Origin of the sequence: Paraburkholderia sp. BL18I3N2, assembly GCF_003001875.1 — a bacterium.
Classification (GTDB): domain Bacteria; phylum Pseudomonadota; class Gammaproteobacteria; order Burkholderiales; family Burkholderiaceae; genus Paraburkholderia; species Paraburkholderia phytofirmans.
The window spans coordinates 1-24481 of record NZ_PVNC01000037.1 but is presented as its reverse complement, the minus strand read 5'-3'; the positions used below and the strand labels follow the sequence as shown (position 1 = coordinate 24481).

Genomic DNA, 24481 nt, shown 5'->3' with positions numbered 1-24481 from the left:
AAACACTGCCAGCGCGCGACTTTTGTTTGCTTGACGTACCTAGCATACCAAGTATACTTCATCCGTCAACTAGGAAGAAGAGGCAAGCATGAATCTAGGGGGGACTGGCAGAGGGACGGCGGTACGTCTGGCCGTTGCAATGGCGTTGACGTGCGACGGCGTCTCACGCGCAAACGCCCAGTCGATCGAACGAAAAGTGCTGCGGGACGGCAAAATTACGATTGGTATTCACAACCAGGCGCTGTGGGGCTATAAAAATACAGACGGCAGCGTTGCAGGTCTCGGCCCGGATATCATCCGCGCTGTGCTCGGCCCAATGGGGGTAAAGCAGATTGATTTCGTGGTCGTGGACTTCGACGCTCTTATCCCCAGCTTGCTGTCCGGGCGAATCGACGCCGTCGCCTCGGGTCTCGCAATCACGCCGCAGCGCTGTCAACAGGTCGTTTTTTCAAACCCAGACCTGGCGATTGGCGACGCGGTGTTGGTCAGAAAGGGCACTCTCCTAAATGTTCATAAATTCGCCGACGTCGCAAAGAATCCGGCGGTCTGCATGGCCGGCGGACGCGGGAGTTGAGTGACCGAGCAAGCCGTTTCAGCGGGCATTCCAAAAGATCGGATTGTCTTGCTCAAAGACCTGGAATCGTCGGTCGGTGCGTTGCTCGCTGGTCGAATCGATGCCGATGCCGAATTAAGTGCGACAGTGATCAACGTCCTCAGGGATCCCAAGGTGAGCGATAAGCTAGAGCGAGCTACGCCGTTCACAGGGCTGGTCGCAAATGGCCGTCCAGTGGCGAACTATGCCGCGATCGCATTTCGACCAGAAGACGTTCAACTCCGCGATGTCTACAACAGCGGACCTACGAAGCGAAGGGTCGATGGGACCGTCAAGCATGTATTTGCAAAATATGGTTTCAGTGAAGCTGAGGTCGCGCCGGAGGACGTGACGGCGAAACAGATCTGCGGCGCTAGCTATCGGTGAAACCGCACTTTTTTGACGGGAGGCCAGAATGACATTTCCAGAAGTTATGCTCGCGATTTACAAGGGCTTCGGCGTTACTGCGACGGTAACGATTTTCGCGCTCCTGTACGCCATTCCCTTTGCGCTTGTGGGTGGAGTCTTGCAGCATTTTTCCACGGGATTTCTTCGAAAGACTGTAACTGCGGTAATTGAATTATGGAGAAGCTCACCGGTGATCGTGCTTCTCTATGCGTTCTATTACTCATTGCCGGCTTTTGGCATCTTTTTATCGGGTATCACAGTGGGCGCACTTGTTCTAGGAATGAACTCTGGCGCCTACAGCAGCCAGGCTGTCAGAGCTGCGTTGCAGTCCCTGAGCCGGGGACAATGCGAAGCCGGTCTGGCTCTCGGATTGAACCGCTTCGATGTCCTGCGATTAGTCGAACTGCCTCAGGCTATCCGCGCAATGATTCCAACGTTCATCAACGACCTCATCCAATTGATGAAGGGCACTGCACTCGTATCCCTGATTACGCTGAGCGACATGACATTTCGCGCTAAGGAGATATCACAGTTGAGTTACAACCCACTGCTTATTTATTCGAGCCTGCTTTTAGCCTATCTGATCATTTGTTATCCGGTGACAATTTTCGGTCGCTACCTCGAAAGATTTTTTGGGACCGCACGGAGTCGGACATGACTTTCGATTTTGCCTTCGCTTTGCGGATCGTCCCGCTAGTATTAATGGGTATCGGCAATACGGTTTTGGTCGCCATTTTAAGCTTCATCGGCGCTCTTTTCCTCGGTTTTTTCTGGGAGATGCTGAGGCGATCGCATAAAGTGGTTCGGCCGGCAGCGCAATTTATCATTGATGCAATCCGATCAACGCCTGCGTTAGTTCAGCTCTATTTCCTTTTCTTCGTGCTCCCCTCGTATGGCATCGTGTTGCCAGCGATGTTTGTTGGCATCTTCGGGGTGAGTTTCTACTACTCAGGATATATGGCCGAGGTTTTCAAAGCGGGTATCGATGCGGTGCCAATCGGACAAAGCGAGGGAGCCAAGAGTCTCGGGCTTGCCTGGTTGGACGCGTTGTACTTCGTGATTGCGCCGCAGATGATCCGCAACGTCGCGGCACCGTTGGGGGCGTATGCCATTGCAATTCTCAAATCGACGCCTTACCTGGCTGTCATCGCCGTTCCAGAAATGCTCGGCAGTGCTATGGACGTCGCCTCGGACACATACCGATATGCCGAACCCATGCTTGTTGCTGGAATTCTCTTTTTGTTGCTTGCATTCATCGCAGTCTGGCTCGTTGCGAAGGTGGAGCGATATTTCGGGATTACCGTTCGGAACCACGGATAAAACCGGTCGCAGGCATATTGCCGGACCAGAGTCGTAATGGAGAGAGACATGGCATCTGAAGTGATGCAGCCGAAAACGCATTCTTTCGCACCAGAAAGAAGCGAAGGCGTAGCCGTACGTATGCAAGGCGTATCGAAGTGGTACGGAAGATTCCAGGTACTACGAGACGTCAATCTGGATGTGAGCTTCGGAGAAAAAATCGTCATTTGCGGCCCCTCAGGATCAGGCAAATCGACGCTGATACGCTGCATTAATCAGTTGGAGACGCACCAGCAAGGCCACATTTTCGTCGATTGCAACGAAATGCACGTGAAGATGCGGGGCCTGCCTAGCCTTCGACGCGAAGTCGGAATGGTATTTCAGCAGTTCAATCTGTTCCCGCATCTGACAGTTATCGATAATTGCACGCTGGCTTTGATGCGCACACGCAAGATGAAACGGTCGGAAGCGGAGGACGTCGCCATGATGAATCTCACGCGCGTTCGAATCGCCGACCAGGCGAAAAAGCATCCCAGCCAGCTGTCGGGAGGTCAGCAGCAGCGTGTGGCCATTGCCCGAGCACTGTGCATGAAACCCAGAATCATGCTTTTCGATGAGCCCACTTCGGCACTCGACCCCGAGATGATCAAGGAGGTTCTTGACGTCATGATCAACCTGGCCAACGATGGCATGACGATGATCTGCGTGACCCACGAAATGGGTTTCGCCCGGCAGGTCGCAGACCGGGTCGTCTTCATGGACAGTGGCCAGATTCTCGAATGCGCGGCGCCCGAGGCGTTCTTCGGCGCGCCCGAACATGCCAGAGCGCAGAAGTTTCTCAGCCAGTTGTCGCATGCATAAAGGAGCGTTCCAGTTTGTCCATGTTGTGTTGGTTCGAGAGCATGTGACATTTGGTCTGGAGTTGCATTAATCCTTGAGCACTGAAGAGCCTGCTATGGGCGCACTCGTGATGCGCCCAGGTAGGGAGGCTCGCTCCATGCGTCCTCGGCCGAACAATGTTTGCAGCGTTGTATGAGCTTAGAACTACTAAGAGGCGAAGTACTACTTTGGGGTCTAAATGAAAAAGAAACTTCTTGCGGCATCGATTTCGGCCGGTCTGGCGATATCAGCACATGCACAAAGCTCAGTCACCCTGTACGGGCTCGTCGACGAAGGGTTTGACTTCACCAACAACTCGTCCGGCAGCAAAGCGTATGAGTTGCAAAGTGGCTATGTCCAAGGTAGTCGCTGGGGCCTGAAAGGCGTCGAGGATCTGGGAGGACAACTGAAGGCGGTGTTTCAGATAGAGAACGGGTTCGACGTGAACACCGGCCGTCTGGGCCAGGGCGGCCTGATGTTTGGGCGACAAGCGTTCGTGGGGCTCTCCAGTCCAACGCTGGGTAAGCTGACGCTTGGGCGTCAATACGATTCTGTAGTCGACTATTTCGCCAACACCACAGCGAATGGTTCATGGGCGGGCTATCTTTTCTCCCACCCTTACGACAATGACAACGCCGATGGCACGTTCCGAGTGAACAACACGGTCAAGTACACTAGCCTGGTCTACGGCGGCTTCCAGTTCGGCGGAACATACAGCTTCTCGAATGACGTTAACTTCGCGAACAACCGTCAGTACAGTATCGGAGCCCAATATTCCACTGACAGCCTTCTGATCGCGGCTTCGTATTCCCAGGCGAACAATCCCTCAGCAACGGCATACGGCGCCGTCAATAACGGCGGAGACGAGAACTTCGTCGCAGACCGGGTTCGCATCTTCGGTGTCGGTATCAACTACACGATCGGCAGTGCAACGCTGGGGGTTGCTTACTCAAACACGGATGTCAAGAATCCGGTGTCGTCGGGTTACGTTGGCCCTATCGCCCCGACCGGCGGGAGCGCATCGAGCCTGCGGTTCCAAAACATTGAGCTGAACGCCAAGTATCAGTTCACGCCCGCATTCTATCTTGGAGCGTTGTACACCTATACCCGCGCGACACTGCACACGGCCGCCGGTGAGAGTAATCCCAACTACCAGACAATCGGTCTCATGGCTGATTACTTTCTTTCGAAGCGGACTGACGTCTATCTCCAGGGTGCCTACCAGCACGTCGGTGGTGATACGACCGGTTCTGTCTTAGACGTTGCATACGTACCGGGCGCGAATGGTGTCTCGTCGACTCAGAATCAGCTAGTGGTCCGCGCCGCAATACGCCATAAGTTCTAAAAGTCTTCGTGGCTCGATGTGGCGCATGCTCGACTGTTAGCCGCCGCGGCTGTTCTCGAACGCCTGCGGTGGCTAGTCGAAAATGAAGCTTTGTGCGGACATGCGCTAGCGGCCGAGTGCCGGGAAGCGCGTGAGCGACGGGAGGCGACTGCCCATGATGTGCTCGCTTTCTGCGGTTGACATTCTAGGTATGCCAGGTACACTTTACAGTGTATGCTCGGAGCACTCTGATAGTGCGAAGGAGTCGCAAGCCCGGCCAACGCACCGTGTTCGAGAAGGCACGAATCGGTGCGAGGCATCGTCGGGGCTGCTTGCACGATGCGCTACGGTACGACGGCGCGCTATGGATCCTTCGAAAACTCTTTCCACGCGGACGACGACGCGGAGCAAAGATCACTTGCGTCTTTCAGTTACATGGTTCTCTATTGTGAGCAGACGTCATGCTTGAAACACACGAAAAATCCGGCGGCATGTCTTGGACCGCTATTCCCTACCGGACGGACGCAGGATTCGGCGCACGGGCGCAGATTGGCATGGTTGTGATCGACTGCGATCAAACGCTGTCCCACGAAGCACGTGCCATGTTGGCAATCCCCGGTGTGGCGCTTTTTGAAAGCCGGATCTCGTCGTCGCCGGACGAGGAGAGTCAGCCGATATCGGAAGACCTTCTGGCGGACACGTTCGACGGCATCGAGGTGGCACTTCGCCAAATCAACTCTCGGCTCGCTTCAGATGTCGTGGCGCTTGGTTGTACGTCGGCAGCGGTGGTAATCGGTCCCGAGAACCTGAAGCGTTGCGTACGCGCTATTCACCCGAAGGCGGAGGTGACGGATCCTTTCACCGGGATCCTTTCAGGTCTGCGTGCTCTTGGCTCTGCTCGGGTTGGCTTTATATCGCCATACCCGAAAGAAGTCGCCAATATTGCGATTGAAAAAATTGAAGAGGCGGGATTTCAGGTGAGTGCCGTGGGCGAATTTGACAATGGCCATGGCACCGTCAGAGATGATGCACCGTTTATCTCGCCGGATAGCATTGCAGATGCGGTGCGGCAGATTGTCAGAAGTTCGGACGTGGACACTATCGTTATCTCGTGCACGCAGATGCGGGCAGCCACCATCATCGAGGATCTGGAAACGGAGACCGGCAAGGCGATTGTCACATCCAATCAGGCGCTATGTTGGCATGCGCTGCGTCTTTCGGGGTGTGAGGACCTTGTACCCGGCTGGGGACGCTTGTTCCGGACCGCCATTTGATGAAGGGCGACCGGGGTCGGGACGCCGCGGCCGGCAGTCCATGTCTGTCAGTAATTCGCGGACTTCAATAGATCATCCGAAGGTATTCCATTGTTTGGAATCGACAGGAGTTGGATAAGCATGAAGACGATAGACTTGAAGCGGCGCATGGTAATGCTCGGACTGGCATTCGCAGTTGCGACAACGACGATGGTGCCCGCTGCTAACGCGCAGACGCTGAAAAAAAAGGTATCTGAAGAGGGCGAGCTCACGATCGGGATTGCAAACACGTGGCCTTGGGGAGTGGACAGTAAGTCAGGTGAAGTTTCGGGCATCTATCCTGACGTGATTGAAGCAGTGGTCAGTACGATGGGGGTTAAGAAAGTTGATTTCGTCGTCATGGATTGGGGCGCTCTCATCCCCAGTCTTCTGGCAAGAAGGATCGACGTTGTCGCCGCAGGCCTATACATTACGCCGGCGCGGTGTGAGCAAGTTATCTTTTCCCATCCGGTCGACTCCAGTGGCGTCACTGCTATGGTGAAGAAGGACAGTCCCTTGGATATCCATGGGTTTGATGGAATCGCAAAGAATCCTCAGATTCGAGTAGGCGATATTCGTGGCGACTCCACAACGGCCGATGCAGTCGCGGCGGGTATTTCAAAAGAACGCATTCAGATGTATCAGGACAATACCGCTGGTATCGCCGCTCTGCAGGGAGGCCGGATTGATGCCTTGTTGCTGTCCAGCGGAACCGTGGCCGGGCTCCTCAGAGACCCCAACCTCGGTGGACTGGAGCGTGCTGTGCCATTCAAAGGACTCGTCGTGAATGGGCGAGAGAAGAAGGACTCTGGCGGGATTGCCTTTCGGCCTGAAGACACTGAGTTTCGCGACCTGTTCAACAAAAGCCTGGCACAGAACGAGTCCAACGGTACCATCAAAAAGATCATGCTGAGCTATGGCCTCACGGCGGAAGACGTGGCTCCGAAGGGCCTTACGGTGAAGGATTTCTGCGGGCAGTTCTACCGATAGTGTGGCCGGTTTCCGCCAGCTTTAGCAGTGGTCGATCTGCAAACGTTAGTAAGCAAGTTCGCCGGTTGCAGATCGAGACTAACGGCCGTCGCATCGTGATTGCGATCGCCCGCGAGTGCGGCAACCAGGCGCTGCACGCGGGCAACGCGACTACTCTTGAGAAGCCGGGTCCGCTGCGGGCGACAAATTTCGCGAATTGCGATTTCCTGGAGCGTGGACACGCCGTCAGAAACCGGTGCGCGACCTGCTCGATGTCTTCGCAAGGTGCCTGGTTTTTCGTCTAGTCTCCACAGTCCGCTCGAGGAGCGGTGCACTAATTTTCTCTTGACGCATGTAGGAAGTGAAATGACTGACCAGGTTTTTGAACCGTCGACAATGTGTGTGCATAGGGAACTGGCGCAGATAGAAGGCTTCCGGAGCTTTTCCACGCCAGTGTACCGCGCGTCAACGATTGTTTTCCCGGACGCACAAAGCTACCGTGAACGCGGCCTTCGATTCCCAGATGGATACAGCTACGGTCTCATGGGAACCCCGACAACTCGGGCGCTCGAGGGCCAGCTCACGCAACTCGCGGGCGGCGTTAGGTCCGTCCTGGTACCGTCTGGGCAGGCTGCAATAACCGTAGTGATGCTGACCCTGCTTTCCCAGGGCGACCATGTTCTTATTCCCGATAACATCTATCCGCCCGTCAAGCAGTTCGCGCAGGAGGTACTAGCGCGCTATGGTGTGGCGTTTGATGTTTACGATCCCATGAACTTGCAGTCGCTTTGTGATTTGGTAAAAAGCGGCCAGACCAAACTTATTTGGATGGAGGCACCCGGTTCCACCACGATGGAGGTCTGCGACATGCGGTCCATCGTGCGAGTTGCAAAGGAATGCGGCGCGTTGACAGCTTGCGACAACACATGGGCAACCTCGCTATTCTGCAAGCCTTTATCCTTTGGCGTCGACATCGTCGCTGAAGCGCTAACGAAGTATGTAGGCGGACATTCGGACTTGCTGCTTGGCGCGCTGAGTTTTGCATCGATGGATGTTTACGTGAAAGTGCGCGAGCAACTGGCGAACCTGGGGGTAGGCGTATCGCCAGATGACTGCTCTCTCGCCTTGCGCGGCATCGAAACCATGCCTGTGCGTCTGGCACATGTAGGGTCGATCGCGCTCGACTTTGCCCAACGGCTAAGCAGCCACCGCAGCGTCGCTCGCGTCATTCACCCCGCGTTTCCCGAGTCTCCGGGGCACGAGTTCTGGCGGCGAGACTTCCATGGAAGTACGGGCGTCTTTACGATTGAGCTCCGGTCGCGAGACGCCTCTCTTGTCGACCGCGCACTTGGTTCTCTTGAGCTGTTCGCCATTGGCGCCTCGTGGGGGGGGACTCGTAGCCTCCTGGCGCCAATGTCGCTTGATGGTCTACGCAACTACGGGTCTGACAATCCGGATGCGATCTACTTGCGCATCAGCATCGGACTAGAAAGCCCCGTGGACCTTTGGCGCGACATTGAGCGGATGTTGACATTCTTGTCGTCCTGATTAATCGAAAAAAATCACCCCGTACCCTACGGTAGTGGTTTGGACGAGCTAGGGGAGTTACCGACGCGCACCATCGCATAGCTTAAAGACGCAGATTTTGGTGGGGCCACGCAACGTTGCTACACGGCATGGGCTCCTGTAAACCACAGGGCAGCTTCCGCGCGCGTCGAATCAAGATGTGGGTTTCCCGGGACAAGGCGAAAAGAGCGCGAGCCGAGCGAAGCGGTGGGACAGTTCTCATTCGACATCTTAATACTACTGTGTCATATAAGTAGTTGCGCGGTCTGTTACCGTACAGGAAGAATGCCATCGTTGCATGAGCTTTAGTCCAAGCAGGATGCGCAACGTGGAAATGGAATCAGGAACGTGACGCTGAGCGCGCTGGACTGCCCCGGGGGATGTAATCCGGGGGAAGAGCAGGCAGCGCGCGTTCGGGGAAGTTTTTTTTTATCGCGCTCATCCGAGCGCATTCTGAGTCGCTGAGCCATCAGAAACCCATATGCGGCGATACTCAGTGTGGCGTGGTGGTGAAAGCCACGCCAGCCTCGCCCTTCGTAATGACCGAGCCCGAACTCCTGTTTCAGGTCCTGATAGTCGCGCTCGATGCGCCAGCGCATTTTGGTCACGAACACAAGCTGCTCAAGTGTCGCCTCCCCGGGGGCAGTAGTGAGAAAATATTTGAGCGGCTCCGTATCGCCATCAGGCCATTCAACAAGCAACCATTCTTCGTCGCGAACGGTGCTTCGCCAATAGTCGCGATGTGCGGGACGAACCCGTACGGCGGCAAAGCGCGAGGAAAGTGCTGCGTTGCTGCCTTCCCGCCAGGTTACGGATTGCCAGGCGTTCATGGGTAATTGCATGGCTAGTTCCTTCACCACGAGCGGTTTATGGCCGGGCGCACGGCGCAACAATTTCGGTGGCTTGCCGCGCCCGCTCCAGGGCTTGGGCGGAAGCGGCGCCGTACCTGGCGCCCATACAGAGGTGCCCGGCCGGATCCCTACCGCGTACAACAAACCCAATTCAGTTACGCCATCCCGGAATGCGGTTTCGTCGCCATACCCGGCGTCGGCCAGTACGATGCCCGGCGCAACGCCGGATGCTACAGCCTCGCGAAGCTGGGCCAGCGCAATCTGTGGCTTGGTCTGAAAAGCCAGATCGTCGGGAATGCCAGCGCGACAGGCACGTTCCCGGTCCCCAATCCATTCCTTGGGGACATACAGTTGCCAGGCAACCGGCAGGCTGCCGCGTTGCGTCGCGATCGACAGGCTCACTGCAACCTGACATTTGTCTTGCTTTCCGAGCTGCCCACAGTACTGACGTGCCACCCCGACCGAATGACGCCCCTTCTTTGGAAAACCGGTGTCGTCAATAATCCAGTAATAACCGCTTTCTTCAGCAGCGTGTGTGTCTAATGCGGGCATCACCCATTCGCGTACCTGCTGCAGGACCGCACGGTCAGACCAGTCTGCCTTGGCCACAAAGTGGTGGAGTGACTGGTGCTTCGCACTCGCGTGAAGCGGGTCAATGTGCGCGGCCATCGGCTCGACGCTCTTGCGCGACAGCGGCAACACCAGACCTGAACAGTAACCCTTGAGGCCGGCATGACGATCGGCGTGCCCTAACGATTGCCCCAGATGATTCAGATACGCGTCAAATTCGTCGACATCTTCTCTCATCGCGATCGCCCGAAGTCTGTATTATTCAATACTACCAGGTATCGCTTCGCTGCAAATATTTCTTTGTGACACAGTAGTATTAAGAAGCTGTTGCGAAATTAAGTTCTGGGGCTGTTAACTTTTCTGGCTTGGTGTTAACTTTCTGTCTTGTTTTGCCTGACAGGAAGCGATGCCTAAAGAACTCATAGACGACGAACTGTGGTCACTCATCGAACCACTTCTGCCTGCGCGAGCACCTCGCAATCGGCAATATGCGGGGCGCAAGCCAACACCCGACCGCGCGGTACTGACAGGCATCGTGTTCGTACTGCGCTCAGGCATCGCGGGAATCTCCTGCCGCAGGAGATGGGGTGCGGCTCAGGCACTGCCTGTTGGCGACGGCTCGTCGCATGGCAGGAAGCAGGCGTCTGGATCCCACGGACCGGCGCAAGCTCGGCAGCAAACACCACCTCATCGTCGACGCGCAAGGCATCCCGCTCGCGGTCATCCTGAGTGCAGCGAACCGCCACGACATTACCCAACTCAATGCGCTGGTTGAGGCAATTCCGCACATCAGAGGCAAGCGGGGGCACCCCTTGCATAAACCACAAATCGTTCAGGGCGACCGGGGCTACAGTTCCGAACCACATCGGCAACGTTTGAGAGAACGCGGCATCACGCCGGTGCTCGCAAATTGGCTCGCCCCGTGGAAGTGGTCTCGGCAAAACGCGCTGGCCAGTCGAGCGTTCGATTGCATGGCTTCACTCGTTTCGACGCCTGAAAATTCGCTACGAACGTTATGCCCATATCCATGAAGCCTTCCTGTCTCTGGCTTGTGCCTTAATTTGCTGGACACGTCTCAAGCCACTGTTTAACTAATTTCGCAACAGCTTCTAATACTACAGCCGTAGATTTTTCATTATACTTATATGAATAAGGACTACTACACGTTAAGGCTATGCATTCGACTGCAAAAGCGTGGGAGCGTGAACTGGAGGTACTGCACCAGCGGCTCGGGGAACTGTTCAGGCGTCCGGAGCCCCGACAGCGGTCGCTCGCATACCTGAAGGGCCTGCTGGGTACAGTCGAGCGCAAGAACGGCTGGCAACTCGCCGAATGGATCGGCGAAGCGACACCCGATGGCGTACAGCACCTGCTGGAGCGGGCGCAATGGGACGCGGATGCCGCTCGCGATGTGCTGCGTAGCTATGTAGTGGAAGAACTGGGCGAGCGTGACGCGGTGCTGATTGTGGACGAGACCGGTTTCCTCAAGAAGGGACAGCATTCGGCCGGTGTTCAACGCCAGTACAGTGGCACGGCAGGTCGTATCGAGAACAGCCAGATCGGCGTGTTCCTCTGCTATGCCGGTCGTGGCGGCAGTGCGTTCATCGACCGCGAACTGTATGTACCCAAGGTGTGGACCGATGACCGGGTGCGCTGCGAGGCAGCGGGCATTCCCGGGTCGGTGGAATTCGCAACGAAGCCACAGCTTGCGCGTCGTATGCTTGAGCGGGCGCTGGACGCAGGGGTGCCGTGCGGCTGGGTCACGGGGGATGAAGTCTACGGCGGTGACCGTCACCTGCGGCTGTGGCTCGAGTCGCGCGGCCAGTCTTTCGTGCTGGCCGTTGCGAAGAACGAACCCCTATGGTGGAAAGGTCCAGAGTACGTACGGGCAGATCGGATCGCCGAGGCCCTGCCGGCAAGGGCATGGCGCCGCCTGTCAGCGGGTGCCGGCGCCAAGGGCGAGCGCCTGTATGACTGGGCGCTGACTCCGCTGTAGCGCTTGCAGATCACCGAAGAGGAGCGTCGCTTCGGGCATTACCTGCTGGTGCGACGCAGCCTGGACGAGGAACGCGAACATGCGTATTACGTCGTATACGCGCCGCGCAGCAAGGCCACACGGCAAACCCTGGTGAACGTGGCGGGCCGCAGGTGGGAAATCGAGACCGGCTTCGAGGCGACCAAAGGCGAATGCGGACTCGATCAGTATGAGGTGCGCCGATGGCAGGGCTGGTATCGCCACATCACGCTGGCTCTGCTGGCCCATGCGGTACTCGTCACCCTGCGGGTGCACGGCAAAAAAAACACCTGAAGGTTTGGTGCCGCTCAGCGTGCAGGAGATCCGCCGGCTGCTCTGTCGCATCCTGTGGCGCGGCGCCCACTCTATCGCGTACGTGTTGTCCTGGTCGGCATGGCGGCGCCGACACCAGTACCGCGCCCAGCAGTGCCACTACCGAAGACGAGGATGTGTGCCTCCAGTTTACCCAGATCTACGGCTGTAGTACTAAGTATTTGCTGCACTCTGCGAATTACTGTAACTAGCCGATGTCGTCCTACCTCGCCGCTTCGATGTCTGGACTGGAAGCCATCTTCGAAACCAAAAAAGCGCGGTCCGGAACCTTCAACGCCCTTCCCGACGACGCGGGGTGGCTGTTTCATCGTCGGCCGCTTCACTAACTGGGCACCAACGCAGTTATTGATAGCAATATTGTCGATGATATAGTTGGCATACTAGGCATATTAAGAAGGCTCTTGCGCAGGCGTTATCAACGGAGAATCAACGAAATGTCCACAGCTTCAACCGCTTCAACGGTTTCGACAGTCGGCCTCCTGGCCCGCTATGTGTGCAACTTGAAGGCAGCCGACATTTCCGGCGCGGACAAGCACCGCGCCGCACTGTGTGTCCTCGACACCCTGGCCGCTGCTGCCGCCGCGCTCCATTCGCCGAGTGTGGTCGCGGCGCGTGAGGCCACCATCGATCTGTTCGGGAAGGGAGAAGTGGCCATCTGGTTTGACGGCAGACGTACAACCGCGGCCGGTGCGATTTTTGCCAACAGTTCTGCTGCGGCTTTCCTCGATATGGACGATGGGCAGATCGAGGCTTGGGGACATCCGGCCGCAGCGGTAATTCCCGTGGTCCTGGCTCTTGCCGCCGAGACCGGAGCGTCCGCAGACGACGTCCTCGCTGCAATCGTTGTCGGCTACGAGGTCGGAACCCGGATAAAGGCCGCACGTGGCAGTCACGGGCAGCCACTTGAGCACGGCCAGACCGGCGTCTGGACCGGCTTCTGTGTGGCCGCTGCGGCGGGCTGGCTACTCAAGCGTTCTCCTGAACAGCTGGCAAACGGCCTGGCGTTGTCGGGCGTTTATAGCCCTAATCTGATCGCTACGGGATACACCCGCCAATTCGGAGGAGATGTACAGGAAGGGCTCCCTTGGAGCACCGTGGCGGGCTATTCCTCGTTGATCTTGGGCAAGCTGGGGCATATCGGCTTTGCCGACATTTTCGATCACTTACCCTTTTACAACTCCCGGCGCATCCTCAGAGGGTTAGGTGAGGAGGAGATGAAGATTAACGGGAACTATTTCAAGCCGTACGCGACATGCCGACATTTCCACGGCGCGCTCAAGGCACTTGAAACGTTGGTCTCCCAACATGACATTAAGCCGGCTGAAATTACCGCAATCAGGGTCAACATATTCGAATATGCGCTGAAGCTGTCCAACAAGACGCGCCCAGAAAATCTCTCCGATATCCAGTACAGCATTCCCTTCTGCATCGCTGTCATGGCTATGTTGGGCGCCGAAGCGCTCATGCCAATCGACGAGTCGTTGATCGGTCGAGAAGATATTTGCGCGCTTGCCGAAAAGGTTGAAATCGTCCCGAACGCCGAATTCAGCGCCCAACATGCCTACGCGTATCAACACCTGCCGCAGCCGGACGAAGGATCACATCCGGACTTTGAGTTCAATAGCGTAGACGTTGTAACCACCAGAGGAACGTACTCGTCGCCCAGGGTAACGCCTCCCTATGGCCCGGACGCGCCGATGTCGGTGGATGAACTGAAGGGCAAGTTCCGGATGGCAACGCGCTATGTACTGGATCACAGGGAGCAAGAAGACTTGCTCCATGCTTTCGCAAGTCTCCTGAACGGCGAAATCGCGCCATTGCTCGAGGTGACGGCCAGACCGGTAGCCAAATAGGCCTTTAACGGCGTGGTCCGAAAGATAAGTGCGGCGGGTGCCATGGAGCTCGCCGCTCAATTTACTTTGAGATAGCTAGATTCTGGCCATGAGAAAAATGGTTGTCGAATCAGCGACTCAGCGCATGGATCAAGTGAAAATGTCCAGACCCGAGCCCAATAACAGCGAGATGGAAACAGCGAATTCCGATGAGAAGAGGCCGTCTTTGGGGGTCATCATGCTGGATCCCGACGACTTACCCGATAAACGGTCGGACAACGCCTATAACGCCGTCGTGATGCCGTTCATGGTGGACGACCCGACATTGTGGCCAGTGCCGCTGCGCAAGACCGTCGCCGAGGGTGCGGATGCCGTATCCAACAAGGTTCCGACTCCCGAGGCCGCCCGTGGCATCCTTCAAGCGGCTCGGCGGCTCGATGGACACACCGACCTCATTATCGGCAATTGCGGCTATATGTGGGCCTCCCGCAAACACCTTTACGGACAGACGTCGACGCCCCTGCTAACCAGCGCGCTTGAGTTTCTCGATCTTGCCCTGCGCATAACCAATCAGCCGGTCGGAATTATCACTTGGGACGCCACGCCACTCGTGCCTCTACTCGCTGATCAGCCCGGCTTTGAACGTCTTCGCTGCGTGAGTATCTGCGACCTACCGGATTGGGCGAGCTGGGGCTTAGATCCATGGGCCAACCAAGAACCATGCAGATGGAGCAAGGAGCGCATGGCCCAACAGTTAGCTGAGCGTTTGATCAAGGCGTTCGGCAAAGACGGGGTCTTGAATGATGTCGGCGTTTTGCTGCTGGAATGCACATTGGTCCCGGACTTCCGGAAGACCATCCGTGCGGTGACTTCTATTCCAGTGCTCGACCTTCTGCATTTCGCCAAAGCAGCTCTCGAGTAGTCTCACACGGAGGATCTGGCGCAGTCGGCAGCGATCAGGTCCAGCTCGTCTGAGTCAGAGGCTGTTTGATCACAGCCGATATTGCAGTCAGCATCTTTTATTATAAATGGCGGAGACACTGATATGAGAAGTACCCCTGTTCTAGTCCCTGCGCGGCTCACATTGCGCCAAAAGCACTTCCAAAACGCAGCCTGTTTTAAGTGAATCAGCTTAACCAAACCGTAAATATCGATCCATAAAGGAGCCGAGATGAAACATCTGGTGACCTCCGCCGTGCTTTGCTTGCTGGCGTCTTCTGCGTTTGCCACAGATACTCTGCGCTTCGGCATTGAGGCAGACTATCCGCCGTTTGAATATAAGCTACCAAGCGGGGAATTGACAGGCTTCGATATTGATATCGGCAATGCCGTTTGCGCGCGACTGCAGCTAAAATGCATGTGGGTTGAAAATTCGTTCGATGGGCTCATTCCGGCCTTGATGGCGAAGAAGTTCGACGCTATCAATTCGGGTATGTGGGATACCCCACAGCGCGAAAAAGCAATTGATTTTACATCTGTCATTTACGCGACCCCGATGCGTCTGGTGGCGCGCGCGGACAGTCATATCTTACCGAACGCAGAATCGCTCAAAGGCAAGCGCGTCGGGGTTCAGCAAGGCGGAACTCAGCAACTCTATGCAGAAGCGAAGTGGGCACCGAATGGCGCAATCATCGTCACATATCCGAGTCAAAGCGCGGTGTTCTCGGACTTGGCAGGTGGCCGAATTGATGCTGCTTTGCAATCACAGCAAAGCGCGGAGGATGGTTTCCTGAAAACGCCTGAAGGCAAAGGCTTTACCTTTGTTGGTCCAGGTCTGCTCGATGAGAAGATAAGTGGCCGTGGAGTGTCTTTCGGCGTCCGCAAGCAAGATCAGGTACTGAAAGTCCGTCTCAATGAGGCGATTGCCTCGTTGAAAAAGGATGGAACGCTCGATAAGATCGCAAAAAAGTACTTTCAATATCAGGTTGTCACGCCCTGACCGTCGTGCCATGGCTCGCGTGACTTCGCCCGGACTTCTCAAGTCTCCAAAGCACCGTTCTAAGAGCGAGATCTTACGGAAGCACGGGCGTGCCTGCGAGCAAACGTTAGACAGGTGAGGCGTCGGTCATTGATGATGCGTTGAGTTGAAATTTGTTTCGCCGGCTTCGCAGCGGGAGCTATCGCCACAGCCCAGCTGAAGTCGATCTTGCACGAATTCGGTGAAATGAATCAGTTAGAATAACGAAATATCCATCGGCGGATCAAGCTAGCCTGCTAGCGCGGCGCGGATGATCGGGCGCGTTTTGGCCACGTGAACTCCGGGTTGACTGGCTATTGTCGGGGGTTGATGCTCCCGATCCAGCGCAAGAGTGTCGACCCGCTGGCGGCGCATCCGGAACCTCAGCGCGTGAGCGCCCGGCATCAATCGCTTCATCACTTCGTCTCGAAGTCGGAATGCTCCGACGCGGAGTTATTTTGTTACGTCGCGCGCAGAATGGCAGGTCATTGCGCGATTGCCCCGTGTGCGACAAGGGCCACATGGTCCGCATCGAAGGCGGTGTGCCTGGCACCCTCTCTCCACCTGATCCCAGCCATGGACACTGGCCGGCATCAGCACCAGCCCCCAGCACGTTGGTCTTCCCCATGCAGCTGACGCAAACCGACTCGTTCTTTGCCGTCTTCGCACCATCACAATGTCGCGAAACTCCGCACTATCTGCTCGCTGACCCTCCCATTCTCACTGTCTTCGCGCGACCGGTTGTGTCAGACCACCCACATTTGGCGTGCGATGGCCACCCCTCGGGTACCGCAAATCACCGCGCCGTTCATTCAATGCCCACCATAGAAGTGAACGCTTGCGGAGCGGGTTAGCACAAGCGATTTTTATTTATCGCTCGCGGACCGATCTCGCCGGCTCCCAACATCCATCTGATGCCTCGACCGCTAAACAAAAAATCCTCTGCAACATGTGGCGCGATACCTATGACGCGTTGGAAATACGGTTGACGTGGGTTGACGAATGGTTGATATACCTAGTATTCTGCATTACACAAGCACGCGCAAGCTTTGACCTAGGTCGATTGGCGCACCATGCGATGCAATTCCAATGCGTCGGGTAAGACCGTCTGCCATTTGACCCGGAAGCTGGCTTGGAATGTCCTGATATCTGGCCTATTCAATTGTGAGGCGGTAATGAAAGCAGTTGTCCTGCTCCTGCTGGCGTCAGTGTTCTCGGTTTGTTCTTATGCAAATGATGTGTCAACCCTTCGATTCGGGGTGGATCCCACATATCCGCCATTCGAGTCCAAGGATGCAAGCGGCAAGCTGGCGGGGTTCGAGATCGACCTCGGTAACGAAATTTGCGCTCGCATCCACGCGAAGTGCGCCTGGGTTGAAAATGACTTCGATGGAATGATCCCTGGGCTCAAAGCACGAAAGTTCGATGCAATCATGTCGGGAATGACCGTAACCGCCCAACGCGCAGAACAGATTTCATTTAGCGATAAGCTTTGGAACTCCTCACTTCGCCTTGTGGCAAAAAAAGGTTCCACTGTATTGCCAACGCCCGAGGCACTGCGCGGAAAGTCGGTTGGCGTCCAGCAAGGTACAGTTGGAGAAACTTACGCGAAGAAGAATTGGGCGCCGAAAGGAGCGACAGTCGTCCCGTATCAGAATCAGAATCTCGTCTACGATGACTTGACGGTGGGGCGCCTTGACGGAGTGCTGATTGGCGACATCCAGGCGCAGCTCGGCTTCTTGGGAACGCCTCGTGGTGCTGGCTATGGATTTGTCGGCGACAAAATTGTCGATCCGTCCAGCTCGAAGGGGAATGCGATCGGTTTGCGCAAAGACGACGCAGCGCTCAGACAGAAAATCAACCAGGCGATCGCTGACGTGAGAAAGGACGGAACCTACGAGCGAATCGAGAAGAAATACTTTGCCTTCGATGTCTATGGAGATTGATGCAACCAGCGGCGATCGTGAATCTGCGACCGGAGTCATTTCGGTTCGAAGGCGATTCCGATTACCGCGCCGCGGGGCGCTTTGAATTCCGCTGAGTGCGAAGACCAGCCGGTCAGAAAACCTATGCGCGTTCGTGACTGATGTATGCGTTCGGCGGCCAGGATACCGGAGGCTAAGTTGTCGTTGAAATGTAGACATCTCAGGAGAGCCGTCGCCTAGGCGGCGGTGGGTTGAATCGGAGTTGGCACATGAATTGGCTGGGAATTCTTCATCTTGATACTGAGGACGCGGTATTGGAATCGTCAGCCGAACTTGAAGCGCGTCACGCTGTGATGCCGTTCAGCGTAGGGGAACCATCGTTTTGGAGGGTGCCATTCCTCAACGCGATAGCGACCGGTGCGGAGCCTCACGGAAACAAGCTGCCGACTGACGCGGCCAGCCGTGGGATCGTGGATGCAGTGCGGCGGCTCGACGGTAAGGTTCAACTAATCATCGGTAACTGCGGGTTCATGTGGGCGTCGCGCAACCTTCCTTACCGGACGGCGTCGGCGGCAACGATCACTAGCGGGCTCGAGTTCCTCGATCTCGCTCTGCGCATCACCGGGCGTTCCGTTGGAGTTATCACCTGGGGCGTTCGGGCACTCGATAGGTTGCTGAGTGGTCCCCCGAACTCGAACGTGTACGCCTTCTGGCTGTTGCCCAGCTACCAGAGTGGCAGAAGTCATGGACCAATCGGGAACCTGCCGATTGGACGCAGGAGCGCATGGCCGACGAACTCGCAGAGCGATTGTCGTAAGCGTTCGGCGAGGGCGGAGTGCTTAGTGACATAAACGTACTGATACTTGAATGCACGCTCGTACCGGACTTCCGCAACGTCATTCGTCGATTCACGGCCGTCCCCATTTTCGATCTTCTTCAATTAGCGAAGGCCGCCTTGGAGTAGGTCGACACAGTATTCCGGGAACGCTTGCCAAATGACCTACCTGACTCGGGCCAAAAACTGTCGCGTTCTCGGTGACTTCGGATTCACGATAAGGTTGTCTGTCTGAAAGCCTTGCTAGGTGCACTTCTGATGCTAGAAATGACTGTCTACGTAGATCTGAACTTGCGTTCGCTGCCCGCAGTCGCCGTGCAGCGCGGATTGACGTGCAGAAGCACCGCAAGCGCGCACGGTGAGAAGGCCTACTTCGACGCGCTCCAGATTCCGTCGGTGGCCGACACCGATCCGGAAGTCGCGTGGCCGGCAAGGCCGAAAAGCAGTGCAAGGCCGATGGCATCGAGTACGCCAAGGCCGTGTTCCCGGGGGCGGCATCGGGCCGCGCGATCTCGAATGGCCGCGGCCAGGGTTTCACGAGGCTGATGCTCGACGAGTAACCCATCGCGTGATCGCGGCGGGATCACGGGCCTGGATGCGGGGGAGCTCATCAGCGAAGTGTGCCTCGCGGTCGGGATGGACCCGGACGTGGAAGACATCGGCAAGACGATCCATCCGCACCTGACGCTCGGCGAATCGATCGGGATGGCCGCCGAGCTGTACGAGGGCGTTTGTACCGATTTGCCGTGGAAGCGAAAAAGGGCAAGTCGGAAGTAAATCGAGGCCTGCGTGGATCTGTCGACTGCGCGTTGCAGCGAGCCGGTCACTACCTTCGATCGTCAGGATCGCCGTACCGTAACCTTCAAAAGCGATGAGGAAGCTATGACGATTGTGGGAATGTCGTTGAGAAATATGGTGGAGGACTGGTTGGCGCCCGACCCGAAGAGAGGGTTTCGGGTCAGCCACTACGGACGATCCAGCAGGGGACGATATGTGTGCGTCGTCGCAGACAACGGAAGCGGGTCTAAGGCGATGTTCTTTTTTCGACACCGAATCGGAAAATGGTGCATTTTCCCACCCGATCCAGAGAGACCTGCCATGCGCATCGCTGAAGTTTCGTATGCCCGAGACTCACGGTGAAACTAAACGTTAGGCCGAACGCTCGGAGCATGCTCGGCGCCACCGACGATGCGCCAGGGACTTTCTTCGTGTGCTGTGGGTGAGCGTCGTTGATGGCGATCAGTTTTTCCACGTCCTGATTCGTGGTTGCGTGGCCGGTTCGCTGCGATCATCGAACACGTGTCGATCGGGAACCGGTAAATGCGTGTTCCGCGCCACGCGTGGCTACGCGGCGTGCAGCGAAGGGTACTGTGGACGTTTAGCATACCGAGGTGATTATGGCATCCAAAAATCCTGCTTACGAGCTGAGCAGATCCGCGTCGATCCGGCCTACCGGGCAGGAGGGCGATGATAGTAAGTGCGACGCGTGCAAGGAGAGTTTCGATGATCAGCGACAGACGGAAGATCGTCCACGTTCTTACCAGTGGTCGATGCCCACACGAACCGACGCGCAGGCGGAGCCTGCCGGATCGGTCGGGGAGCTCTGCGTCGTCGCCAAGATCGTAAATCTGCGCGAGATCGAGCAGGTGTATGGCGAGACGACTGCACTTGGCGTGCGGCATGCCGTCTATGAGCGGGCCCGGGCGCTCTCACGATCAGGGAGGGCTACCGTTGCAACAACCGGTGCGCATATCGTTTTTATCTTCGACCTGTCCTACCTGTCCTACAAGGGCGACGCGTCGGAGCAGTTATGCGGGCCCATCATCGAGCACCGGGTAGTCAAGGTACTTGGCGCGCACGTCGTACCACTGGGAGACGCGGCCATCATGCCTGTAGTACGCGCGTCAGCGATGCGCTCCGGGTACCAGCCATTTCAGGATTTCATCGATGCGGCAAACCTGGCGACCGCGGGCCATCACTGGTGTGAGCGGTACAAGGCCGATATGGTGGTGGCTGCTACCGTCTTCGTGGCACTGGAGGAGAAAAGGCTTGATTTCGATCGGGAACCCGTCTGCGCGGCAGGCGATTCGCAAGATGTGACGTACTACGAGGTACTGCTTTGCGAGATAAGGAATGGCCAGCGCATCCGTATCGGTAGTCTCGTGGGGGCCATTGAGCGCCTGGGGATGGTGAGGCGGCTCGACGAATGGGTCGTCGACTCGACGATCGCCGCATTGCGCCGCAATCCTGCGCTTCGACTCGGCTGCAATGTGTCCGCGCATAGCGCCACACTCGATGCGTGGTGGACGCCCATCGCCTCACAGTTGCATGCAGACAGGCACCTTGCTTCTAGGCTGACGATCGAGATTACGGAAACAGCCGCAATGACTTCGACAACAGAGGAGGCGCGGAATTTCGTCAGGACGTTCCAGGCGCTGGGCTGCCAGATGGCACTGGATGACCTGGGGAAAGGCCACAACAATCTGATCGCCCTGATCGGGCTTGGCGTCGATATCGTCAAGATCGACCTGCGTTGCCTCCGACAGGAGGAAGGCGGCACCCGAAGTCCCCTAGGTCTGCGTCCGCTTATCCAGTTCGCGAAGACTTACGCGGCGAGCGTCATCGTCGAAGGCATCGAGACGGAGGACGACGCGCAACAGGCGCGAGAGTGCGGGGCGACGTGCCTTCAGGGCTATCTCTATTCAGGCCCTTCCGCACCAGACATTGGCGCGGAAAAACGTTGATGAAACGGGCTCACCGTTGGTGTTCGGCGAGGGTGTTAGCGCAGAGCCGACTATTGTCGGAATCGGCGGCTGACGTTTCGATATGCGCGTACCCGGTTATGAAGATGGGCCTCCGGGAAGATTCGATGTCACGCACGGCCGGAGGAGGGCGTGCATGCGGCTTGTTATTCGGTATTCGCTTTGCTTCAGAGTCCTGTTACCGATGAACAGTCGATCCTGGTGACGACCGTGATCGATACGTTGCGTGCGCATCCGGGCATGTCGCTAGGCTGTAACGTGTCGATTCAGAGTGCAGCGCTCGGCGGCTGGCGGTCGAAGGTGATCGAAACCCTTGCCGGGGAGCCTCAGGTCGCGGCACGGCTCGTCATCGAGTTGACGGAAAGCGCGCCGCTGACCGACATCGACGCAGTCGCGGACTTCGTCCGGGCGCTGCAACAGCTCGGATGTCGCGTCGCTCTCGATGACATCGGTGCAGGCTACAGTTCCGTGAGGAGTCTTATGGAACTGGGCGTGGACATTGCAAAAATCGATGGTGGATATCTGCATCGGGCCCGCTCGAACGGGTGCGCACGAGTGCATTTGGGTGCGCTGATCCATCTGGCGCGAACAAGCGCTTCGCATGTGGTGGACGAACGTGTCGAGGACGAGGAAGACCTGCACGTATCCCAGGCCTGTGGCGCGCATTGGGTTCAGGGATATCTCTTCGAGCCCATCTTCGCCGCTGGTTTGGCACAATCCGCGTCTGAGCCGGAACGGGACTGATGCGCGAGATGGAAGGTCCTGCGGGAGAAAGGAGTAAGCGTCTCGCCGTGGCCGTTCTGGCGTGCTGATTGAGGTTTTGGGTAGTTTGGTATCCACCAAATTATGGTGGGTACCAAAGTGGACAAGACATGGGGCGATGGCGCCGCAGACGGCGCAAATAAGCGGCCGAACTTTCCGACCGAGTTCAAACGGCAACTGGTTGAACAATCTCTCGAGCCGGGCGCGTCGGTGGCGTTGATCGCGCGCAGCAACGATATCAATGCAAACCTGTTGTTCAAATGGCGACGGCTTTATCTGGCAGGAGAGTACGGTTTGCCGACGCTGCCTGAGGGCGCGACGCCAAAGCGGGCACAGGAGGTGCCGTCGCTGTTGCCTGTGAATGTCGTCGCTGAGGCGGCAGAACATACGTCACCGATGGCAGTTGATGCGACACGGTCGCCAGAGAATCTTTGCGAGATCGAGTTCGACCGGGCACGCTTGAGGGTTTGCGGCAATGTGTCACCGGATATGCTGCGGCTGCTGATCCGGGAGCTATCCCGATGATCGGCTTGCCGGCAGGCACTCGCATCTGGATCGCCGCAGGCGTGACCGACATGCGTAGTGGTTTCCCGGCTCTTGCCGCGAAGGTGCAATCGGCACTCGAAGACAATCCGCTCGGCGGCGACGTGTTCATTTTTCGGGGACGTCGCGGCGATCTCGTAAAAATTCTATGGGCAACAGATGACGGACTATGGCTTCTTGCGAAGCGGCTTTCGCATGGACGGTTTATTTGGCCCCAGGCGGAGGGCGGCAAGATCTTCCTGACGTCGGCACAGCTGTCGATGTTGCTGGAAGGCATCGATTGGCGACAGCCCCGTCGCACGGCGGCATTATCGATGTTGTAAACTGCATCGAAGGCTCGTAAACTGCGGCACATGCCCGATCACGCGCCGCTTCCGCAAACCGTTGCCGAGCTCCACGCCCTGGTGCTCGAGCAGCAGGCATCGATCGCAAAGATGCAGCAGGAGATCGCCGAACGCGACCAGCAAATCGAACGCCTGAAAGCGCAGATCGACAAGCTCAGGCGCATGCACTTCGGTCGTAAATCCGAGCAGTTGGAGCGGCAGATCGATCGGCTCGAAACCCAACTCGAGGATCTGGCAGCCGGCAGCGGCGTTGCCGATGTTCGCCGTGCGCGCGCTCGTGCATCGAGCTGGCGTATCTGCAGCATCTCCGAAGGAAGCCTTGGCGCCCCATCTGCCACGCGAAGAGCACGAGCTCGAGCCCGATTCCATCTGCCCGAAGTGCAACAACGCCATGGAGTTGCTCGGCGAGGATGTGTCTGAGCAGCTCGCGCGCGTCACGGCGATGTTCAAGGTCATCCGCACGATCCGTCGCAAGCGGATCTGCACCGGTTGCGGCCATATCGCGCAACCTCCCATGCCGGGGCTGCCGATCGAGCGCAGCATCGCGCATCCGAGTTTGCTGGCCGAGATCATCGTGGCGAAGTATGCAAACCACACCCCGCTGTATCGGCAATCCGAGATCGCGGCGCGCGACGGCGTACGTCTCGATCGGGCCACCATGGCGCGCTGGGTCGGACAATGCGAAGAACTCTGCCGGCTGCTGACTGAAGCACTGCGCCGCTACACGATGGCGACTGCCAAGCTCCACGCGGACGACACGCCGATCCCGGTGCTCGCGCCTGGGAACAAGAAGACCAAGACCGGTCGGTTGTGGGTCTACGTGCGCGACGATCGTCGCTCAGGTTCGAGCGATCCCGCTGCGGTCTGGTTCGCTTACTCACCGGACCGCAAAGGCATTCACCCCCAGACCCATCTTGCCGGATTCGAAGGCATCCTTCAGGCGGACGGCTATGCAGGCTTCAACGAGTTGAACGAAGGCGGCAAAGTTCGTCTGGCATTTTGCTGGGATCATGCGCGCCGATACGTATTCAACGTGCATGAGACAGCCCCGTCGGGCACCACGAAGCAATGGCTCGACATGATTGGCGAGTTTTACGCAATCGAGGCTGATATCCGCGGCAAACCGCCCGATGAGCGGCGACGCGTCAGGCAAGAAAAAAGCAGCCCGTTGCTCGCGGCTCTCGAGAAGTCGGTGAGGGAGAAACTCGCGACTCTTTGGCCGAAGGCACCGCTGGTCGAAGCGATCAACTACTCTCTGAACCGCTGGGATGGGCTCACGCTGTTTTGTGACGACGGCCGCGTCGAGATCAGCAACGTGCTTGCCGAAAAGGCTCTGGTGCAAATAATTGGTCAGAGCGACATTTTTCCTATCGATATGGATACCTTATCGATGAGACAGGACAGCATTCCAGGCAGCGAGGGCA

Annotated in this window: 19 protein-coding genes and 5 pseudogenes; 23 read left to right on the top strand and 1 reads right to left on the bottom strand. The window is 57.2% G+C overall.

Annotated features, from left to right (window positions below; genetic code table 11):
• The first annotated feature begins 88 nt into the window (after positions 1-88).
• The 9 genes from B0G75_RS38655 to B0G75_RS38610 all read left to right on the top strand — a co-directional run bounded on the left by B0G75_RS38655 (position 89) and on the right by B0G75_RS38610 (position 8311).
• Positions 89-574: a transporter substrate-binding domain-containing protein gene (locus tag B0G75_RS38655; protein WP_106285451.1), complete on the top strand. Its 486-nt coding sequence runs from the start codon at positions 89-91 to the stop codon at positions 572-574.
• Positions 575-979, top strand: coding sequence for a hypothetical protein (locus tag B0G75_RS38650; RefSeq protein WP_106285450.1), 405 nt, complete (start codon positions 575-577; stop codon positions 977-979). It abuts the gene before it with no gap.
• A 28-nt stretch (positions 980-1007) separates the two neighbouring features.
• On the top strand, positions 1008-1658 hold the full coding sequence (locus B0G75_RS38645) for an amino acid ABC transporter permease (protein ID WP_106285449.1): 651 nt from the start codon (positions 1008-1010) through the stop codon (positions 1656-1658).
• Positions 1655-2320, top strand: a complete 666-nt coding sequence (locus B0G75_RS38640; RefSeq protein WP_106285448.1) for an amino acid ABC transporter permease — start codon at positions 1655-1657, stop codon at positions 2318-2320. Before B0G75_RS38645 ends, B0G75_RS38640 begins: the two co-directional genes overlap by 4 nt.
• A gap of 63 nt (positions 2321-2383) precedes the next feature.
• Positions 2384-3160: an amino acid ABC transporter ATP-binding protein gene (locus B0G75_RS38635; protein WP_208328664.1), complete on the top strand. Its 777-nt coding sequence runs from the start codon at positions 2384-2386 to the stop codon at positions 3158-3160.
• A 217-nt stretch (positions 3161-3377) separates the two neighbouring features.
• Complete coding sequence (locus tag B0G75_RS38630; protein ID WP_106285446.1) at positions 3378-4523, top strand: porin; 1146 nt, start codon at positions 3378-3380, stop codon at positions 4521-4523.
• 440 nt (positions 4524-4963) lie between these two features.
• Positions 4964-5776: an Asp/Glu/hydantoin racemase gene (locus B0G75_RS38625; RefSeq protein ID WP_106285445.1), complete on the top strand. Its 813-nt coding sequence runs from the start codon at positions 4964-4966 to the stop codon at positions 5774-5776.
• 120 nt (positions 5777-5896) lie between these two features.
• Positions 5897-6784: an ectoine/hydroxyectoine ABC transporter substrate-binding protein EhuB gene (gene ehuB / locus B0G75_RS38620; protein WP_106285444.1), complete on the top strand. Its 888-nt coding sequence runs from the start codon at positions 5897-5899 to the stop codon at positions 6782-6784.
• Between the two features lie 345 nt (positions 6785-7129).
• A complete protein-coding gene (locus tag B0G75_RS38610; protein ID WP_208328657.1) occupies positions 7130-8311 on the top strand; it encodes a PLP-dependent aspartate aminotransferase family protein in 1182 nt (393 codons plus the stop codon).
• 358 nt (positions 8312-8669) lie between these two features.
• Here the strand turns inward: B0G75_RS38610 and B0G75_RS38605 are convergent.
• Positions 8670-9987, bottom strand: a pseudogene (locus tag B0G75_RS38605) (IS701 family transposase).
• A gap of 169 nt (positions 9988-10156) precedes the next feature.
• On the opposite strand from B0G75_RS38605, the pseudogene B0G75_RS38600 reads away from it, so the two are divergent.
• The 14 genes and pseudogenes from B0G75_RS38600 to B0G75_RS38525 form a co-directional block, all read left to right on the top strand.
• A pseudogene (locus tag B0G75_RS38600) lies at positions 10157-10845 on the top strand (IS5 family transposase).
• Between the two features lie 79 nt (positions 10846-10924).
• Positions 10925-12049 (top strand): annotated as a pseudogene (locus B0G75_RS38595) (IS701 family transposase); the annotation flags it as partial.
• Between the two features lie 482 nt (positions 12050-12531).
• Positions 12532-13950 (top strand): MmgE/PrpD family protein, encoded by a 1419-nt coding sequence (locus B0G75_RS38590; RefSeq protein WP_106314846.1) that lies wholly within the window; start codon positions 12532-12534, stop codon positions 13948-13950.
• A 124-nt stretch (positions 13951-14074) separates the two neighbouring features.
• A complete protein-coding gene (locus B0G75_RS38585) occupies positions 14075-14851 on the top strand; it encodes a hypothetical protein (protein WP_243856930.1) in 777 nt (258 codons plus the stop codon).
• A 249-nt stretch (positions 14852-15100) separates the two neighbouring features.
• Positions 15101-15868, top strand: coding sequence for an ABC transporter substrate-binding protein (locus tag B0G75_RS38580; protein WP_106285440.1), 768 nt, complete (start codon positions 15101-15103; stop codon positions 15866-15868).
• Positions 15869-16180: 312 nt separating this feature from the next.
• Positions 16181-16360: pseudogene (locus B0G75_RS38575) on the top strand (transposase); the annotation flags it as partial.
• 701 nt (positions 16361-17061) lie between these two features.
• Complete coding sequence (locus B0G75_RS38565) at positions 17062-17832, top strand: ABC transporter substrate-binding protein (protein ID WP_106285513.1); 771 nt, start codon at positions 17062-17064, stop codon at positions 17830-17832.
• 1162 nt (positions 17833-18994) lie between these two features.
• Positions 18995-19423, top strand: a pseudogene (locus B0G75_RS38555) (dihydrolipoyl dehydrogenase); the annotation flags it as partial.
• 620 nt (positions 19424-20043) lie between these two features.
• On the top strand, positions 20044-21390 hold the full coding sequence (locus tag B0G75_RS38545) for an EAL domain-containing protein (RefSeq protein WP_106314845.1): 1347 nt from the start codon (positions 20044-20046) through the stop codon (positions 21388-21390).
• 150 nt (positions 21391-21540) lie between these two features.
• Positions 21541-22152 carry an EAL domain-containing protein gene (locus B0G75_RS38540; protein ID WP_106285436.1) on the top strand — a complete coding sequence of 204 codons (612 nt, stop codon included), beginning with the start codon at positions 21541-21543 and terminating at the stop codon, positions 22150-22152.
• Between the two features lie 117 nt (positions 22153-22269).
• On the top strand, positions 22270-22695 hold the full coding sequence (locus B0G75_RS38535) for a transposase (RefSeq protein ID WP_243856929.1): 426 nt from the start codon (positions 22270-22272) through the stop codon (positions 22693-22695).
• Positions 22692-23036 carry an IS66 family insertion sequence element accessory protein TnpB gene (gene tnpB / locus B0G75_RS38530; protein WP_106285434.1) on the top strand — a complete coding sequence of 115 codons (345 nt, stop codon included), beginning with the start codon at positions 22692-22694 and terminating at the stop codon, positions 23034-23036. The genes B0G75_RS38535 and tnpB overlap by 4 nt, the downstream gene beginning before the upstream one ends.
• Before the next feature lie 30 nt (positions 23037-23066).
• Positions 23067-23477, top strand: a complete 411-nt coding sequence (locus tag B0G75_RS41770; protein ID WP_258194942.1) for a hypothetical protein — start codon at positions 23067-23069, stop codon at positions 23475-23477.
• Positions 23377-24481: IS66 family transposase (locus tag B0G75_RS38525; protein ID WP_258194945.1), on the top strand; the 1105-nt coding region annotated here is incomplete at its 3' end. The genes B0G75_RS41770 and B0G75_RS38525, both read left to right, overlap by 101 nt.